The organism is Pseudomonas sp. DWP3-1-2, from assembly GCF_049896285.1.
Lineage (GTDB): Bacteria > Pseudomonadota > Gammaproteobacteria > Pseudomonadales > Pseudomonadaceae > Aquipseudomonas.
The window spans coordinates 106,016-121,288 of sequence record NZ_JAFCTZ010000012.1; the positions used below are offsets into that span (position 1 = coordinate 106,016).

Below are 15,273 nucleotides of genomic sequence, written 5' to 3' on the forward strand. Positions count from 1 at the left end.
GTTAATCGCCCGGTCCTTTAGCCAAGGCAATAATTCCTTAATGAACCTACTCAAATCATTGGCTGCCGTCAGCTCTATCACGATGCTTTCCCGGGTTTTGGGCTTTATTCGGGACACGATCATCGCGCGAACATTCGGGGCCGGCATGGCGACGGATGCGTTTTTCATCGCGTTCAAACTGCCCAATCTGCTGCGGCGCATCTTTGCCGAGGGTGCTTTTTCCCAAGCGTTCGTGCCGATTCTGGCCGAATACAAAAGTCAGCAGGGCGAGGAGGCCACGCGGACCTTTGTCGCCTATGTGACCGGGTTGCTGACCCTGGTGCTGGCCCTGGTGACGCTGCTGGGGATCGTGGCCGCCCCTTGGGTGATCTGGGCGACCGCCCCCGGTTTTGCGGATACGCCTGAGAAATTCGCACTGACGTCCGATCTTTTGCGGGTGACCTTTCCTTATATATTGCTGATTTCGCTGTCGTCGCTGGCGGGCGCGATCCTTAATACCTGGAATCGCTTCTCTGTTCCGGCGTTCGTGCCGACCCTGCTTAACGTCAGCATGATCGTCTTCGCGCTGTTTCTGACGCCTTATTTCGATCCGCCGGTCATGGCCCTTGGCTGGGCGGTGCTGGTCGGCGGGTTGCTGCAATTGCTGTATCAACTGCCGCACCTGAAAAAAATCGGGATGTTGGTCTTGCCACGGCTGAACATGCGCGACACCGGCGTGTGGCGGGTCATGAAACAGATGCTGCCTGCCATCCTTGGCGTTTCCGTCAGTCAGATTTCTCTGATTATCAATACGATTTTTGCCTCGTTTCTTGTGGCCGGTTCCGTGTCCTGGATGTACTACGCCGACCGTTTAATGGAATTGCCATCAGGCGTTCTAGGCGTTGCACTGGGGACGATTTTGTTGCCGATCCTCTCCAAAACCTATGCCAGCAAGGACCGCCAGGAGTATTCGCGGATCCTCGACTGGGGGCTGCGGCTGTGCTTTGTGTTAGTGCTGCCTTGCACCCTGGCGCTGGGAATCCTTGCTGAACCGCTGACCGTTTCTCTGTTTCAATACGGTAAATTCGACGCCCTGGATGCGGCCATGACGCAGCGGGCGTTGATTGCTTATTCGGTCGGCCTGCTGGGCATCATTGTCATCAAGGTGCTCGCACCCGGTTTTTACGCGCAGCAAAATATTCGCACCCCGGTGAAAATCGCAATCTTCACCCTCATTGTTACGCAGTTGCTTAACCTGGCTTTCATCGGTCCGCTGCAACATGCCGGTCTGGCGCTGGCGATCAGTGTCGGTGCCTGCATCAACGCCGGCTTACTGTTCTGGCAATTGCGCAAGCAGGATTTGTTTCAACCACAACCGGGCTGGACGACGTTTTTATTCAAGCTGGTGGTCGCCGTGGCGGTGATGTCCGGCGTGCTGCTGGGCCTTATGCACGTCATGCCAGCCTGGGAGCAGGGGCACATGCTTGAACGTTTCGTTCGCCTGGGTGGATTGGTGATGGCCGGGATCGTGGCTTATTTCGCCATGCTTCTTGCGCTGGGCTTTCGTCTGAAAGACTTCGCCCGCAGCGCCGTGATGTAAGCAGTATCAAGCGGGCAGTCGTCGATTTTGCCCTGCATGGGCGGGCGACTGTTGTTTTGCCTTGGCGTGTTGCCTGTCGTCCAGGGCCGGGTGTGGTTATAATCGGCCACTTTATGAGCAAGAAGCGCGTTATGCAGCTGGTTCGAGGCCTTCACAATCTGCTTCCCCGCCATCGGGGTTGCGTCGCCACCATTGGCAACTTTGACGGTGTTCACCGAGGCCACCAGGCTATTCTGGCGCGCTTGCGGGATCGTGCTGTCGAATTGGGCCTGCCCGGTTGCGTGGTTATTTTCGAGCCGCAGCCGCGTGAGTTCTTCGCGCCCGCCACCGCGCCGGCCCGTCTGGCACGCTTGCGCGACAAGCTGGAATTGCTGGCTGCCGAAGGCGTCGATCAAGTGTTGTGCCTGGCGTTCAATCAGCGTTTCAGCAAACTCAGTGCTGCCGAGTTCGTCGACACTGTGCTGATAAAAGGCCTGGGTGTGCAGCATCTTGAGGTGGGCGACGATTTCCGTTTCGGTTGTGACCGGGCCGGCGACTTCGATTTCCTGCAGCAAGTGGGCGCAACCGAAGGATTTACGGTCGAGGCGGCCCAGACCGTCGAGATCGATGGCGTTCGCGTCAGCAGTACCAAGGTGCGAAACGCGCTGGCAACGGCGGATTTCACCCTTGTGGAGCGCATGCTCGGCCGTCCCTTCCGGATTGCCGGCAGAGTGCTGCACGGCCAGAAGCTGGCGCGCCAGTTGGGCACGCCCACGGCCAATGTGCAGCTCAAGCGTCGTCGCGTCCCGCTGACCGGGGTTTATCTGGTCAGCGCGAGCATCGACGGCAAGACCTGGCCGGGCGTCGCCAATATCGGCGTGCGTCCGACCGTGGCAGGTGATGGCAGTGCCCACCTTGAAGTGCATCTTCTGGATTTTGCCGGTGACCTCTATGGCCGGCGTTTGACGGTGGCTTTCCACCATAAGCTGCGTGATGAGCAGCGTTTCGCCTCACTGGAGGCGCTCAAGACGGCGATCAATGCGGACGTCGCCGCCGCCCGTGCCCATTGGCATGGCCAACCGCTAACGAAGAGCCTTAAATGACCGACTACAAAGCCACGCTAAACCTTCCGGACACCGCCTTCCCGATGAAGGCCGGCCTGCCCCAGCGCGAGCCGCAAACTCTGCAGCGCTGGGACAGCATTGGCCTGTACCAGAAGCTGCGCGAAATTGGCAAGGATCGTCCCAAGTTCGTCCTGCACGACGGCCCTCCTTATGCCAACGGCAATATTCACATCGGTCATGCCGTAAACAAGATTCTCAAGGACATGATCGTGCGCTCGAAAACCCTGGCGGGCTTCGACGCGCCGTACGTTCCGGGTTGGGACTGCCACGGCCTGCCGATCGAGCACAAGGTCGAAGTCACCCACGGCAAGAACCTGCCTGCGGACAAGACCCGCGAGCTGTGCCGCGCATACGCCGCCGAGCAGATCGAGGGTCAGAAGGCCGAGTTCATCCGTCTGGGTGTATTGGGCGACTGGAACAACCCGTACCGCACCATGGACTTCGCCAATGAAGCCGGGGAAATCCGTGCGCTGGCCGAAATGGTCAAGGGCGGTTTCGTATTCAAGGGCCTCAAGCCTGTGAACTGGTGCTTCGATTGCGGTTCGGCGCTGGCTGAAGCGGAAGTCGAATACCAGGACAAAAAGTCGTCCACCATCGATGTGGCATTCCCGATTGCCGATGAAGCCAAACTGGCCGCGGCCTTTGGTCTGCCTTCGCTGAGCAAGCCTGCATCCATTGTGATCTGGACCACCACGCCGTGGACCATTCCTGCCAACCAGGCGCTGAACGTTCACCCCGAGTTTGAATACTCGCTGGTCGACGTCGGTGACAGATTGCTGGTTCTGGCATCGGAGCTGGTTGAGTCCTGTCTGGCGCGCTACAAGCTTGAAGGCACCGTTCTCGCCACGACTACCGGCGCGGCGCTGGAGCTGATCAACTTCCGTCACCCGTTCTACGATCGTTTGTCGCCTGTGTATCTGGCTGACTATGTCGAACTGGGCGCAGGTACTGGCGTGGTTCACTGTTCGCCCGCTTATGGCGTCGACGACTTCGTGATCAGCAAGCGCTATGGCCTGACCAACGACGACATCATCAGCCCGGTGCAGAGCAACGGCGTTTACGTCGAGTCCCTGGAGTTCTTTGGTGGCCAGTTCATCTTCAAGGCCAACCAGAACATCATCGACAAGCTGGCCGAAGTGGGCAGCCTGATGGACACCGAAACCATCACTCACAGCTACATGCACTGCTGGCGCCACAAGTCGCCGCTGATCTACCGCGCCACGGCGCAGTGGTTTGTCGGCATGGACAAGCAGCCCGAAGCGGGTGAGACCCTGCGTGAGCGTGCCGTCAAGGCCATTGAGGAGACTCGGTTCGTACCGGCCTGGGGTCAGGCGCGCCTGCATTCGATGATCGCCAACCGTCCTGACTGGTGCATCTCCCGGCAGCGTAACTGGGGCGTGCCGATCCCGTTCTTCCTGCACAAGGAAAGCGGCGAGCTGCACCCGCGTACCGTCGAACTGATGGAAGAAGTCGCCCTGCGTGTCGAGCAGGAAGGCATCGAAGCCTGGTTCAAACTGGATGCCGCCGAGTTGCTCGGTGACGAAGCACCCAAGTACGACAAGATTTCCGACACCCTGGACGTCTGGTTCGATTCCGGCACCACGCACTGGCACGTACTGCGCGGCTCGCACCCGATGGGCCACGAAACCGGCCCGCGTGCCGATCTGTACCTGGAAGGCTCCGACCAACACCGTGGCTGGTTCCACTCCTCGTTGCTGACCGGCTGCATGCTGGACGACCACGCGCCGTACCGCGAATTGCTGACCCACGGTTTCGTCGTCGACGAAAACGGTCGCAAGATGTCCAAGTCGCTCAACAACGTTGTGGCGCCGCAGAAGGTCAACGATTCCCTGGGCGCCGACATCATGCGTCTGTGGGTTTCCGCGACTGACTATTCCGGTGAGATGGCGGTGTCCGATCAGATCCTGCAGCGCAGCGCAGACGCCTATCGGCGCATTCGCAACACTGCACGCTTCATGCTTTCGAACCTGACCGGCTTCAATCCGGCGACCGACATCCTGCCCGCCGAAGAAATGCTGGCGCTGGATCGCTGGGCCGTGGATCGCGCTGCGCTGCTGCAACGCGAACTGCAAGAGCACTACGGCGAATACCGCTTCTGGAACGTCTACTCCAAGATCCACAACTTCTGCGTGCAGGAGTTGGGCGGCTTTTATCTGGACATCATCAAGGACCGTCAGTACACCACGGCGTCGAACAGCATCGCACGGCGCTCCTGCCAGACGGCGCTGTTCCATATCTCCGAGGCGCTGGTGCGCTGGATCGCGCCGATCCTGGCGTTCACCGCCGACGAGCTGTGGCAGTACCTGCCGGGCGAGCGTAACGAGTCCGTGATGCTCAACACCTGGTACGAAGGCCTCAGCGAAATGCCTGCGGACTTCGAGCTGGACCGTGCCTACTGGGCGCGAATCATGGAAGTGAAAGTCGCGGTCAACAAAGAAATGGAAAACCTGCGGGCAGCCAAGGCCATTGGCGGCAACCTGCAAGCGGAAGTGACGTTGTATGCTCAGGACGCGCTGATTGCCGATCTGGGGAAGCTGGGCAACGAGTTGCGCTTCGTGCTGATCACGTCCACCGCCAGCGTCGCCCCGGTGCTCGATGCGCCTGCCGATGCGGTCGTGACCGAAGTCGCGGGTCTCAAGCTGAAGGTGGTCAAGTCCGGTCATCCGAAGTGCGCCCGTTGCTGGCACCACCGCGCTGACGTCGGCGTAGATCCAGAGCATCCTGAAATCTGCGGCCGTTGCGTCGACAACATCAGCGGCTCAGGCGAGGTACGTCACTATGCCTAAGGCAGCTTTTGGTCGTCTGTCCTGGCTCTGGCTGAGCGTGCTGATCCTGGTCATTGACCAGGCCAGCAAGTATTACTTCGAGAACAGGTTGAGTCTGTATGAACAGATCATCGTGATCCCGGACTACTTCAGCTGGACGCTGGCTTACAACACCGGCGCTGCATTCAGCTTCCTGGCCGACAGTTCGGGCTGGCAGCGCTGGTTGTTTGCCCTGATCGCGGTCGTGGTCAGTGCGGTGCTGGTCGTCTGGCTCAAACGTCTGGGCCGGGATGACACCTGGCTCGCCGTGGCGCTGGCGCTGGTGCTGGGGGGCGCTCTCGGCAACCTCTATGACCGCATCGCCCTGGGCCATGTGATCGACTTCATCTTTGTACACTGGCGCAACGAATACCGCTTCCCGGCGTTCAATGTTGCGGACAGCGCAATCACCGTCGGTGCAATCATGCTGGCGCTGGATATGTTCAAGAGCAAAAAAACCGGAGAACCCGTCAATGACTGAACAGTTAGTGGCTGACAACGCTGCAAGCGAGCAGCGCATTGGTCAGAACACGGAAGTCACCCTGCATTTTGCCTTGCGTCTGGAAAACGGCGATACGGTGGACAGCACCTTTGACAAGGCTCCGGCCAAATTCAAGGTGGGTGATGGCAACCTGTTGCCGGGTTTTGAAGCCGCGCTCTTCGGCTTCAAGGCGGGCGACAAGCGCACCGTGCAGGTCTTGCCGGAAAACGCCTTCGGTCAGCCGAACCCGCAGAACGTCCAGATCATCCCGCGTTCGCAGTTCAAGGACATGGAGCTGTCCGAAGGTTTGCTGGTGATCTTCAACGATGCGGCCAATACTGAGCTGCCCGGCGTTGTGAAGGTTTTCGATGATGAACAGGTCACCATCGACTTCAATCACCCGCTGGCGGGCAAGACCCTGGACTTCGAAGTCGAAATCTTCGAGGTCAAGGCACTCACGGCCTGACCCAGAGAATGGATGACAAGGAGCCCGACCCCGGTCGGGCTGCTCCGCATGTAGACACGAGGCACCCTATGCAAATCAAACTCGCCAACCCTCGCGGCTTCTGCGCTGGAGTGGACCGTGCGATCGAAATCGTCAATCGTGCCCTGGAAGTGTTTGGCCCGCCTATCTACGTGCGCCATGAAGTGGTTCATAACAAATTTGTCGTCGAAGACCTGCGCGCCCGTGGCGCGATCTTCGTTGAAGAGCTCGAACAGGTGCCGGATGACGTCATCGTGATTTTCAGTGCCCACGGCGTTTCCCAGGCCGTGCGCACCGAGGCCGCCGGACGTGGGCTGAAAGTGTTCGACGCCACCTGTCCGCTGGTCACCAAGGTTCATATCGAGGTGGCGCGTTACAGCCGTGACGGTCGCGAATGCATTCTCATCGGTCACCAGGGCCATCCCGAAGTGGAAGGCACCATGGGGCAGTACGACGCCAGCAATGGCGGCGCGATCTATCTGGTGGAGGACGAAGAGGATGTGGCCAACTTGCAGGTGCGCAACCCTGAATCCCTGGCATTCGTGACCCAGACGACGCTGTCCATGGACGACACCAGCCGGGTCATCGACGCGCTGCGTAGCCGTTTCCCGGCCATCGGCGGCCCCCGCAAGGACGACATCTGCTACGCCACACAGAATCGTCAGGACGCGGTCAAGTTGCTGGCTGATGAGTGCGACGTGGTGTTGGTCGTGGGCAGCCCCAACAGCTCCAACTCCAATCGCTTGCGGGAACTGGCCGAACGCATGGCGACCCCGGCCTACCTGATCGACGGCGCCGAAGACATGCAGCGTACCTGGTTCGACGGCGTCGAGCGCATCGGCATCACGGCTGGCGCCTCAGCACCGGAAGTGCTGGTGCGGGGCGTCATCCAGCAACTGCACGCCTGGGGTGCCACCGGCGCAGACGAACTCGCCGGCCGTGAAGAGAACGTGACGTTCTCCATGCCCAAGGAACTGCGGGTTAAAACGTTGTTGTGATGTGAGCGCGTTGGAGCGAGGCTAGCCCGTGAAGAACGAGAGTGCGGTGGATCAGTTCTACCGCGTCGCCTGATTGGCGGGCAAGCCTCGCTCCAACGCCGCCCGAACCTGCGTATCACCCGCATAACGCCTCGGGCTGCTCCTGATTTCTAATCCTGACCCGTCCCGTCAAAGCCAATACCACTTGATAGTGGCTCACCGGTTGGTCTTTCAGGCAGACGAATAACGTCCCGTTCGCTGCGCCCATCACCTCGCCCAGGCCATTAAAGCGGATGTGGTTTTTGACCTTCTGATTGCCCACCACTCTTGTTTTCCCACTCGTCGCCCGCTCGATCAGAACCCTGTCGTCGTCATCAGGCCCCTTGCCATCGGCATCCAGGATAATGCGCCAGCCATTGCTCCAGTCATCGTCAATGCCGTGGATGGTCACGATCTGATTGCGCATGATCGCTTCAGTGCGCGCCGTGCGGATGCCGCTTGCCAGTTGCTGCGCGGCGTCCAGGCGACGTTGCCTGTCAGCCATCTCACCCAGCGCGGGTAAGGCCAGCGCCGACATCACGGCGATGAGCACCAGCGCCACCAGTAACTCAACGAGCGTAAAACCTGCGTTTTTCAAAAGTCTTCCTCCCTGAAAACGTTGTTTGAACGCCATCCGGGCATTCGTCCTGACCAAACAACCGTATATCCTGCAGCCAGTCTCTGGCAGCTGCCGCTGCCCTATAGTCGTAACGTCAAGGAGACACCTAATGAATCACCACGCCAAGGGCTTCACCCTGATCGAATTGTTAGTCACTGTGTCCTTGGTGGGCATTCTGGCCGCTATCGCAATCCCGAGCTTCACCAGTGTCATACAGAATTCAAAAGCCGACACCGAGGTCAGTGATCTGCAGCGGGCGCTCAACTATGCGCGGATGGAGGCGATAAACCGGGGGGTGACCATGAAAGTTCAGCCGACCACGGCCAGTGCCGGCTGGAACAGTGAGCTGAAAGTGGTGCGGTCTTCAGACGCGGACACAACCATTCGCATCGTCCCGGCCATGACCAGCGGCGCAACAGTCACTGTCACGGATGTCACTGCGATTGAATTCAATAATCTGGGTGGTCTCCAGTCGCCCGGCACTGCGGTGGCCATGGCCTATGCGCTGGGCACCATCAGCAAGACATTGAATGTGTGTCTGAATGGAAGAATCGTTTTAGGCGGAAGCTGCTGATGGCCGAATGTAGTCGCAGTACACAGACAGGGATGACGCTCATCGAGGTGCTGGTGTCGGTGCTGATCCTGGCAATTGGCTTGCTGGGCGCGGCGGCGATTCAGCTGAATGCGTTGAAGTACACCGATAGTTCAAGAATCAGTACTCAGGCAAGTTTCATTGCCTACGACATGATGGACCGCATCAGAGCCAATCCAGACGCCAACTACGGCCTCACCTCTTTATCCAGCGCTCCGACGGATGGCAATCTGGCCAACCCCAGAACGCAGGATCTTTTCGATTTTGGTACAGCCGTCACTGCGATGGGTGGCGCACATGCTGGGGCGACGATTGCGGTGGACAAGCAGGTTGTGACCATAACGATTACCTGGAATGACTCTCGGGCGGCCAACGTGGACAATACGATGCAGCAGTTCAAATTGACCAGCCGTGTAGCGGTCACGCCCCTATGAGGAATCGGTCGGGAGGGTTTGGTCTGGTTGAAATCATGATAGCCCTGGTGTTGGGGTTAGTGATTATGCTGGGTGTGACTCAAACCTTCGTCAGCGCAAAAAACACTTACGCCAGCCAAAACGCCTCTGCGGTCATGCAAGAAGATGCGCGGTTCGTACTGAGTAAACTTGTTCAGGAAATTCGCATGGTAGGGATGTTCGGCTGCCTCCAGACGGTGCTTGACTCCAGTGCCACCGGCGACTTTAAAGCGGCTCAAACGACGCCAATCAGTTGGGATAACGCGACTGGAACATTAACCTTGATTACTTCGGCAACAACGACTGCGGCCGCCGCGCCTAACTGGACAATACGTTCGGACTGCAAGTCATCGGCCACCGCATACACAGGCGTAAGTGCCCCGGCAAATGGTCAGATGGCTTTTCCAATCAGAAAGCTTGTCTACAGATTCGCGAATGGCCAGATCACGTTGGGCGGTCAGCCTCTGGTAAGCAATGTATCCGCGTTTACGCTGCTCTTCGGCCTCGCCAGCAGTTCTACCGGTACGGCAGTAACCAGTTATTCCGCTACACCTTCCAACGCTGCATTGATCCGAAGCGTTAACGTGGTGCTCACTCTGTCCGACCCAAAGGGCAAAGTGAGAGACCAGAGGTTTAGCGTAGTGGCGGCCCTACGGAACAGGCTTGAATAGATGCCGATCATGAGCACATCGAAATGCTTCTCTGGATCTTCTTACGGCGCCTCTCAGCGGGGCATGGTGCTTGTCGTCAGTTTGATTTTTCTACTGTTGTTAACGCTGATTGGGGTCTCATCCATGCAAAATGCGACGCTTCAGGAAAAAATGTCCGGCAGCGTTCAGTTGCGCAATGAATCTTTCCAGTTTGCCGAGACAGCCTTGCGGGTGGCTGAGACTGCGGTACAGCAGACTTCCTATGAACTTGCAGCGTGCGCGACCGTAGCCAAATGTGCGCCTCCTGCAGAAGCCACGACAGTCGTTGCAGCCGGGGCAAATGGAACTTCCGGGGTGACGTGGATTGCGACCGATGGTGGTTTGTACGGTGTTCAGAAAATCGGAACAACTAAAGACCCGGTCAATGCAAGTTATGGGCTGGATGAAAGCCTTCCTTGGACGTTATACCGGATAACCGGGGTAGGGCTTGTCGGTGATGGGGATGGTTCGCGAACCGTGCTGGAGAGTATTTATGTCAAACTTCATTAAAGTTCACGGTTCGTTGCTGATCTGGTTGTCGAAGCTTATGGCTGGGGCAATATTTGGGCTGGGTACGACGCTATCCGCTTACGCATTTTCTCCTTCTGATTCGCCTTTGCTAACCGCTGGGTCAGTCACGCCAAACGTGATGCTTCTGGTGGATAACTCCGGCAGCATGAACAACATCATCTGGGCGACAGGGTATAATCCCGCTGTCGCGCAGCCGCAAATTTATAACTGCAGTTCTGATAACAATTGTCGCAATGTGACAGCGCTTGATATGAGTAATACCAACCTGTTTATTGGTGATCTCAATCGAGGGGGATGTTCGACCGGCTATTCGGGGTTTTACAAATTTTCGTCGAGTACTTTTGTGTGCCTAAAATTACCCGATCCCGTCGGGGGTGGTAATACCCGCTACAGTGTCAACTATCTTGGCTATCTGCTGGCCTCTACGAACTCAACCCAAAAAGACTATACGGATGGCACTGTTCCGAATGATTACCGGATCAATGTCGCACGTACGGTATCTAAAGCGTTGGTGACGAGTAATAAAAATTTGCGAATCGGTCTCGCAACGTTCAACTCTCCTACGTTTAACAATTCCGGCCCTGGCGGCAATATTGCCAAAGCTATTGCTGATCTGTCGGTGACTGCCAATACGAATCAGGCTGGCGCGGATAAAAACTATAATGATCTCATTTCTGCTATCAATAATCTCGATGCCGTCGCGAATACACCATTGGCGGAAACTTACTATGAGATAACCCGATATTTTCGCGGCATGTCGCCGTACTACAACTCGACACCATCAACGTATACAAGCCCCATCCAGTACCGTTGCCAGAAAAACTATGGCGTGGTCATCACTGACGGTCTGCCGACCTATGACCGGACATTTCCCAGCAATGACCCATTGGGCGGTTCACGACTGCCTAACTGGGATGGCAACAGTGCGGATGATGGCAATAACCTGAGTGGTGACGGGGAGGGCGATACGCTTTACCTCGATGATATTGCCAAGTTTGCCTACGATATCGATTTGCGGTCATCCGGGACGGATGCGGCTAACAAGAGCTGGGACGCTGCGGATTTTACGCAGCAGAATCTGTTTACGTATACGGTGGGTTTTACTGCCGCGAACGCCATGCTTTCCAAGGCAGCGACTTATGGGAACGGCATTTATTATCAAGCCACTGATAGTGCTGGCTTGAACACGGCACTTTCAGCTGCGCTTAATGACATTACTTCCAGAGCAGGCACAGGCGGTGCAGGTGCTTCCGATTCATCCACGCTGTCGAGTTCGGCGGCTTATTTCCAAACACAGTACGACCCTACAGACTGGCGTGGCACCATTAAGTCATTTCCCCTCAATACAGACGGTACCGTTAACAAATCGTCTCTCAATTGGTCGACGGATAAAACCATTGTTCCGGGGGCGACTGCCACCTATCAGTCCTGGAATACGACGAGCAACACAGCCATCACCCTGAGTTATCTGAATTTTTCACCGGCGCAGAAGTCAGTTTTAGACTCGAATCTTCCACAATCCATCACCGGGGCACACCTTGTTGAGTGGAGTAAGGGGACTAACAGAGCAGGTTTGAAAGTCCGAACCGCGTTATTGGGCGATATCATCAACTCGCCACTGGCTTACGCTTCTCCGACGGGGCGCACTGCTTCCGATCCTGCGGAGAATAACAGTTACACCGTTTATCTCGATTCCAAAGCAGCCAGCATGTCTCCCAATCTGGTAGTCAATGCTAACGACGGCTTTGTGAATGTCATCAATCCGGTCGATGGCGTCAGGCGTTATGCATTTATGCCTTCTACTGTCCTGCCGAACCTGCGTTACATCGCCAGCACTTCTTATATCAACGGGGTTTCACACAAATTCCTTGTGGATGGGCAGGTGGCCGTTGTCGATGCGCGGATAAGCAATACCTGGACAACCCTGGCGTTAGGCGGCGTGGGCGCGGGGGGGAAGGGGTTCTATGCCTTGCGACTTTTTGATGCTTCCGAGGGGAACTCCATTGGCGCGTTGTGGAATATCTCGAACGAAACGACTGGCTTTGCCAATATGGGTTACGCCTACGCCAAGCCGGAAGTCGCTCAGCTTCCGGATGGTCGTTGGGCGGCCTTCATTTCCAACGGCTATGGCAGCACTTCTGGCACCGCATCTCTTTTTGTCGTGAACATCGCAGATGGCTCGCTCATCAAGGAAATCGTGGTCGACGCCACGGGTAATAACGGGCTTTCTTCAGTGAGGTTGCGTGTTAATGCGCAGAGTGTCATCCAGTATGCCTATGGTGGTGACTTGAAAGGGCGAATGTGGAAGTTTGACTTCACCAGTACTGCTATCTCTGGATGGGGCGTTGCGTTTGGCGGAACGCCATTGTTTACAGCGCCTCGGGGCACAAACCAGCCGATTACGGCGCAGGCGGTAGTGGGTAATCACCCAAGTGGCGGGAAAATGGTTTATTTCGGTACCGGCAAGCTGAATGAGGTTGCCGATAAAACGAGTACCGCCCTCCAGACCTTTTATGCGGTAAGGGATACTGACTCCACCGCAGCCAACTACGGCGAGGCTGACCTGCAAGCCCAATCCATAACCGGCGTGTTTACAGGCGCTTCCGGCCAATACTTCACCAGCAGCGAAACGGACGTTAATTACACAAACAAAAAAGGTTTCTTCCTGCCATTGATCTACAACAATGTGGCGACTGGCGAGCGAGTCATTTATGCCGCGCAACTCAGTTATGGTCGCGTGTTATTTACCACCGCTGCGGTTGATACCACGGACCCTTGCTCAAGCGCGGGTTCAGGTCGGTTGGTGGACATTGACGCAATAAATGGAAAAATGCTGAGTTACGCAGTCCTCGACACAGATGGTGACGATGCGATCAATGGCAGTGACAGAAAGTCTAGTGGCTTCATGCTCAGTAGCGGCGTTCCTTTCCTGGCGGCAACGTTGAGCAACGGTAGCGAAGGCAATCAGGTGCTTGTTCTGGGCGGTGATCCTCAGGGCCAACACTCGGAGCAGGAAGTGGGCGGAACGAGCGACAGAAGAATCATGTGGCGACAAATTCAGTAGAAAAGGCAGTTATATGCGCACTGTATCCAAAGGCTTTACCTTGATCGAGCTCATGATCGTTGTGGCGATTGTGGGTATTCTGGCGGCAATTGCTTACCCCAGTTACACGGAGTACGTGAAGCGTACCCATCGGGCTGAAATTGCCAGTTTGTTATCGGAGCAAGTCCAGGCGCTTGAAAGGTTTTATTCACGCACGGGTCAGTACACTGACATTGCCGCTTCAGGAAGCACTGCTGCCTCGGAGCTGACCCTTTCAAAGGGCAATGACTACTACGCCATTACCCCTACGCGTGCGGCGCAGACGTTCAGCTTGACCGCCGACCCCGTCGCGACGTCAATGATGAAGGGTGATAAGTGTGGCGGCTTTGTAATAACCAACACCGGCGCCAGAACCAACCCCGGCGCCGTGGGCGTCACCAGCAAAGACTGTTGGGGCCGCTAACGTTGTTTTTTTCGGATCGAGGGCAAGATGTCCAGGCAACACGTCGTGATTGTCGGTGGTGGCGTTATTGGGCTGTTGACCGCCCTTAACCTGGCTGCCGAGGTGGAAAGCGTGGTTCTGCTGGATCGTTCCAGGGTCGGGCAGGAATCTTCGTGGGCGGGCGGTGGCATCGTTTCGCCGCTTTATCCGTGGCGTTACAGCCCGGCAGTGACGGCGCTGGCGCATTGGTCTCAGGATTTCTATCCGCAGCTGGCCGATCGGTTGTTTACTCGCACTGGCATTGATCCCGAGGTGCATACCACCGGGTTGTACTGGCTGGATCTGGATGACGAGCAGCAGGCGCTGGATTGGGCGACACAAAACAACCGGCCGTTGAGCGCTGTTGCTGTTTCGGCGGTGCACAAGGCTGTGCCGGTGCTGGGGGAAGGTTATTCAAGCGCCGTTTACATGGCCAATGTCGCCAATGTGCGTAATCCAAGGCTGGTGAAATCGCTGACCGCCGCCCTGCTGGCGCTGCCGAATGTCACCCTTCACGAGCAGTGCGAGGTCAGCGGGTTTATTCGAGAGGGCGAGCGCATTCGGGGTGTCAGCACGGCGTCCGGCGATATCCTTGCTGACCAGGTCGTGCTGGCGGCCGGGGCCTGGAGTGGCGAATTGCTCAAGACGCTGGGTCTGGATTTGCCGGTGGAGCCGGTCAAGGGCCAGATGATCCTTTACAAGTGCGCCTCGGATTTCCTGTCGTGCATGGTGCTGGCCAAGGGGCGTTACGCGATACCGCGGCGTGACGGGCATATTCTGGTGGGCAGCACGCTTGAGCACGAAGGTTTCAACAAGGCACCCACGGACGCTGCGCTGCAGAGCCTGCAGGCGTCGGCCATGGAACTGATCCCGGCCCTTGCCGATGCACAGCCGGTCGCCCAGTGGGCCGGTTTGCGGCCAGGCTCGCCGGAGGGCATTCCGTACATCGGCCCGATGCCCGGATTCGAAGGGCTTTGGCTGAACTGTGGCCACTACCGCAATGGGCTGGTTCTCGCGCCCGCGTCCTGCCAGCTATTGGCCGATCTGTTGCTGGGCCATGAGCCCGTGATCGACGCCACGCCGTATACGCCGCAGGGTAGGGTGCTCAGTCTCTGAGACCTGTAGATACTCTGTTGCAGAGTATTGGAATCGCAATTGTCGTCACCCTTGAGTCCTGCGCACATTCACCCGCCCAAGGCTGGAGGTGAGTCAGACAAAAAATATCCCCTTAAAAATCCGCCATGCGGATTTGCTTTTGCTTTGCTTTTCCGTGCGGCGATCTGGCAGACACCGCCAAACGCGCGTCGGGAGGCTGAGCGCAGGTGTCGTGGGGTGGGGCGACCGGCATGGATGCCGGTCGAGCGCCGTTGGGCCATGG

General features: G+C 57.3%; 14 protein-coding genes. 13 read left to right on the forward strand and 1 reads right to left on the reverse strand.

Annotated features, from left to right (window positions below):
- Positions 1 to 40: 40 nt before the first annotated feature.
- The 6 genes from murJ to ispH all read left to right on the forward strand — a co-directional run bounded on the left by murJ (position 41) and on the right by ispH (position 7,470).
- Entirely contained in the window at positions 41 to 1,579 is a 1,539-nt protein-coding gene (gene murJ, locus ACP7B0_RS20815) for a murein biosynthesis integral membrane protein MurJ (protein WP_426143535.1), read from the forward strand.
- Positions 1,580 to 1,710: 131 nt separating this feature from the next.
- Positions 1,711 to 2,661, forward strand: a complete 951-nt coding sequence (gene ribF / locus ACP7B0_RS20820) for a bifunctional riboflavin kinase/FAD synthetase (RefSeq protein WP_426143536.1) — start codon at positions 1,711 to 1,713, stop codon at positions 2,659 to 2,661.
- Positions 2,658 to 5,489, forward strand: coding sequence for an isoleucine--tRNA ligase (ileS, locus tag ACP7B0_RS20825; protein WP_426143537.1), 2,832 nt, complete (start codon positions 2,658 to 2,660; stop codon positions 5,487 to 5,489). Before ribF ends, ileS begins: the two co-directional genes overlap by 4 nt.
- Positions 5,482 to 5,988 carry a signal peptidase II gene (gene lspA, locus ACP7B0_RS20830; protein ID WP_426143539.1) on the forward strand — a complete coding sequence of 169 codons (507 nt, stop codon included), beginning with the start codon at positions 5,482 to 5,484 and terminating at the stop codon, positions 5,986 to 5,988. The genes ileS and lspA overlap by 8 nt, the downstream gene beginning before the upstream one ends.
- Positions 5,981 to 6,454, forward strand: coding sequence for an FKBP-type peptidyl-prolyl cis-trans isomerase (locus tag ACP7B0_RS20835; RefSeq protein ID WP_426143540.1), 474 nt, complete (start codon positions 5,981 to 5,983; stop codon positions 6,452 to 6,454). Before lspA ends, ACP7B0_RS20835 begins: the two co-directional genes overlap by 8 nt.
- 68 nt (positions 6,455 to 6,522) lie before the next feature.
- Positions 6,523 to 7,470 carry a 4-hydroxy-3-methylbut-2-enyl diphosphate reductase gene (ispH, locus tag ACP7B0_RS20840; protein ID WP_426143541.1) on the forward strand — a complete coding sequence of 316 codons (948 nt, stop codon included), beginning with the start codon at positions 6,523 to 6,525 and terminating at the stop codon, positions 7,468 to 7,470.
- Between the two features lie 115 nt (positions 7,471 to 7,585).
- On the opposite strand, the gene ACP7B0_RS20845 is transcribed toward ispH, so the two are convergent.
- Positions 7,586 to 8,086: a GspH/FimT family pseudopilin gene (locus ACP7B0_RS20845; RefSeq protein ID WP_426143542.1), complete on the reverse strand. Its 501-nt coding sequence runs from the start codon at positions 8,084 to 8,086 to the stop codon at positions 7,586 to 7,588.
- 130 nt (positions 8,087 to 8,216) lie between these two features.
- Here ACP7B0_RS20845 and ACP7B0_RS20850 point away from each other — a divergent pair, with 130 nt between their 5' ends.
- Genes ACP7B0_RS20850 through thiO form a run of 7 tightly spaced genes read left to right on the forward strand, consistent with a single transcriptional unit; the run spans position 8,217 to position 15,011 of the window.
- Positions 8,217 to 8,681 (forward strand): GspH/FimT family pseudopilin, encoded by a 465-nt coding sequence (locus ACP7B0_RS20850; protein ID WP_426143543.1) that lies wholly within the window; start codon positions 8,217 to 8,219, stop codon positions 8,679 to 8,681.
- Complete coding sequence (gene pilV, locus ACP7B0_RS20855; protein ID WP_426143545.1) at positions 8,681 to 9,133, forward strand: type IV pilus modification protein PilV; 453 nt, start codon at positions 8,681 to 8,683, stop codon at positions 9,131 to 9,133. The genes ACP7B0_RS20850 and pilV overlap by 1 nt, the downstream gene beginning before the upstream one ends.
- A complete protein-coding gene (locus ACP7B0_RS20860; RefSeq protein ID WP_426143546.1) occupies positions 9,130 to 9,822 on the forward strand; it encodes a PilW family protein in 693 nt (230 codons plus the stop codon). The genes pilV and ACP7B0_RS20860 overlap by 4 nt, the downstream gene beginning before the upstream one ends.
- Before the next feature lie 9 nt (positions 9,823 to 9,831).
- Positions 9,832 to 10,350: a pilus assembly PilX family protein gene (locus ACP7B0_RS20865; RefSeq protein ID WP_426143548.1), complete on the forward strand. Its 519-nt coding sequence runs from the start codon at positions 9,832 to 9,834 to the stop codon at positions 10,348 to 10,350.
- Entirely contained in the window at positions 10,334 to 13,435 is a 3,102-nt protein-coding gene (locus tag ACP7B0_RS20870; protein WP_426143549.1) for a pilus assembly protein, read from the forward strand. The genes ACP7B0_RS20865 and ACP7B0_RS20870 overlap by 17 nt, the downstream gene beginning before the upstream one ends.
- A 13-nt stretch (positions 13,436 to 13,448) precedes the next feature.
- Positions 13,449 to 13,877 carry a type IV pilin protein gene (locus ACP7B0_RS20875; RefSeq protein ID WP_426143550.1) on the forward strand — a complete coding sequence of 143 codons (429 nt, stop codon included), beginning with the start codon at positions 13,449 to 13,451 and terminating at the stop codon, positions 13,875 to 13,877.
- Positions 13,878 to 13,904: 27 nt separating this feature from the next.
- Positions 13,905 to 15,011, forward strand: a complete 1,107-nt coding sequence (thiO, locus tag ACP7B0_RS20880) for a glycine oxidase ThiO (RefSeq protein WP_426143551.1) — start codon at positions 13,905 to 13,907, stop codon at positions 15,009 to 15,011.
- Positions 15,012 to 15,273: the final 262 nt, after the last annotated feature.

What these genes read in the sequence shown, in the direction of transcription:
- murJ (WP_426143535.1), top strand. Translation starts at nt 41, where the DNA reads ATGAACCTACTCAAATCATTGGCTGCCGTCAGCTCTATCACGATGCTT.
- ribF (WP_426143536.1), top strand. Translation starts at nt 1,711, where the DNA reads ATGCAGCTGGTTCGAGGCCTTCACAATCTGCTTCCCCGCCATCGGGGT.
- ileS (WP_426143537.1), top strand. Translation starts at nt 2,658, where the DNA reads ATGACCGACTACAAAGCCACGCTAAACCTTCCGGACACCGCCTTCCCG.
- lspA (WP_426143539.1), top strand. Translation starts at nt 5,482, where the DNA reads ATGCCTAAGGCAGCTTTTGGTCGTCTGTCCTGGCTCTGGCTGAGCGTG.
- ACP7B0_RS20835 (WP_426143540.1), top strand. Translation starts at nt 5,981, where the DNA reads ATGACTGAACAGTTAGTGGCTGACAACGCTGCAAGCGAGCAGCGCATT.
- ispH (WP_426143541.1), top strand. Translation starts at nt 6,523, where the DNA reads ATGCAAATCAAACTCGCCAACCCTCGCGGCTTCTGCGCTGGAGTGGAC.
- ACP7B0_RS20850 (WP_426143543.1), top strand. Translation starts at nt 8,217, where the DNA reads ATGAATCACCACGCCAAGGGCTTCACCCTGATCGAATTGTTAGTCACT.
- pilV (WP_426143545.1), top strand. Translation starts at nt 8,681, where the DNA reads ATGGCCGAATGTAGTCGCAGTACACAGACAGGGATGACGCTCATCGAG.
- ACP7B0_RS20860 (WP_426143546.1), top strand. Translation starts at nt 9,130, where the DNA reads ATGAGGAATCGGTCGGGAGGGTTTGGTCTGGTTGAAATCATGATAGCC.
- ACP7B0_RS20865 (WP_426143548.1), top strand. Translation starts at nt 9,832, where the DNA reads ATGAGCACATCGAAATGCTTCTCTGGATCTTCTTACGGCGCCTCTCAG.
- ACP7B0_RS20870 (WP_426143549.1), top strand. Translation starts at nt 10,334, where the DNA reads ATGTCAAACTTCATTAAAGTTCACGGTTCGTTGCTGATCTGGTTGTCG.
- ACP7B0_RS20875 (WP_426143550.1), top strand. Translation starts at nt 13,449, where the DNA reads ATGCGCACTGTATCCAAAGGCTTTACCTTGATCGAGCTCATGATCGTT.
- thiO (WP_426143551.1), top strand. Translation starts at nt 13,905, where the DNA reads ATGTCCAGGCAACACGTCGTGATTGTCGGTGGTGGCGTTATTGGGCTG.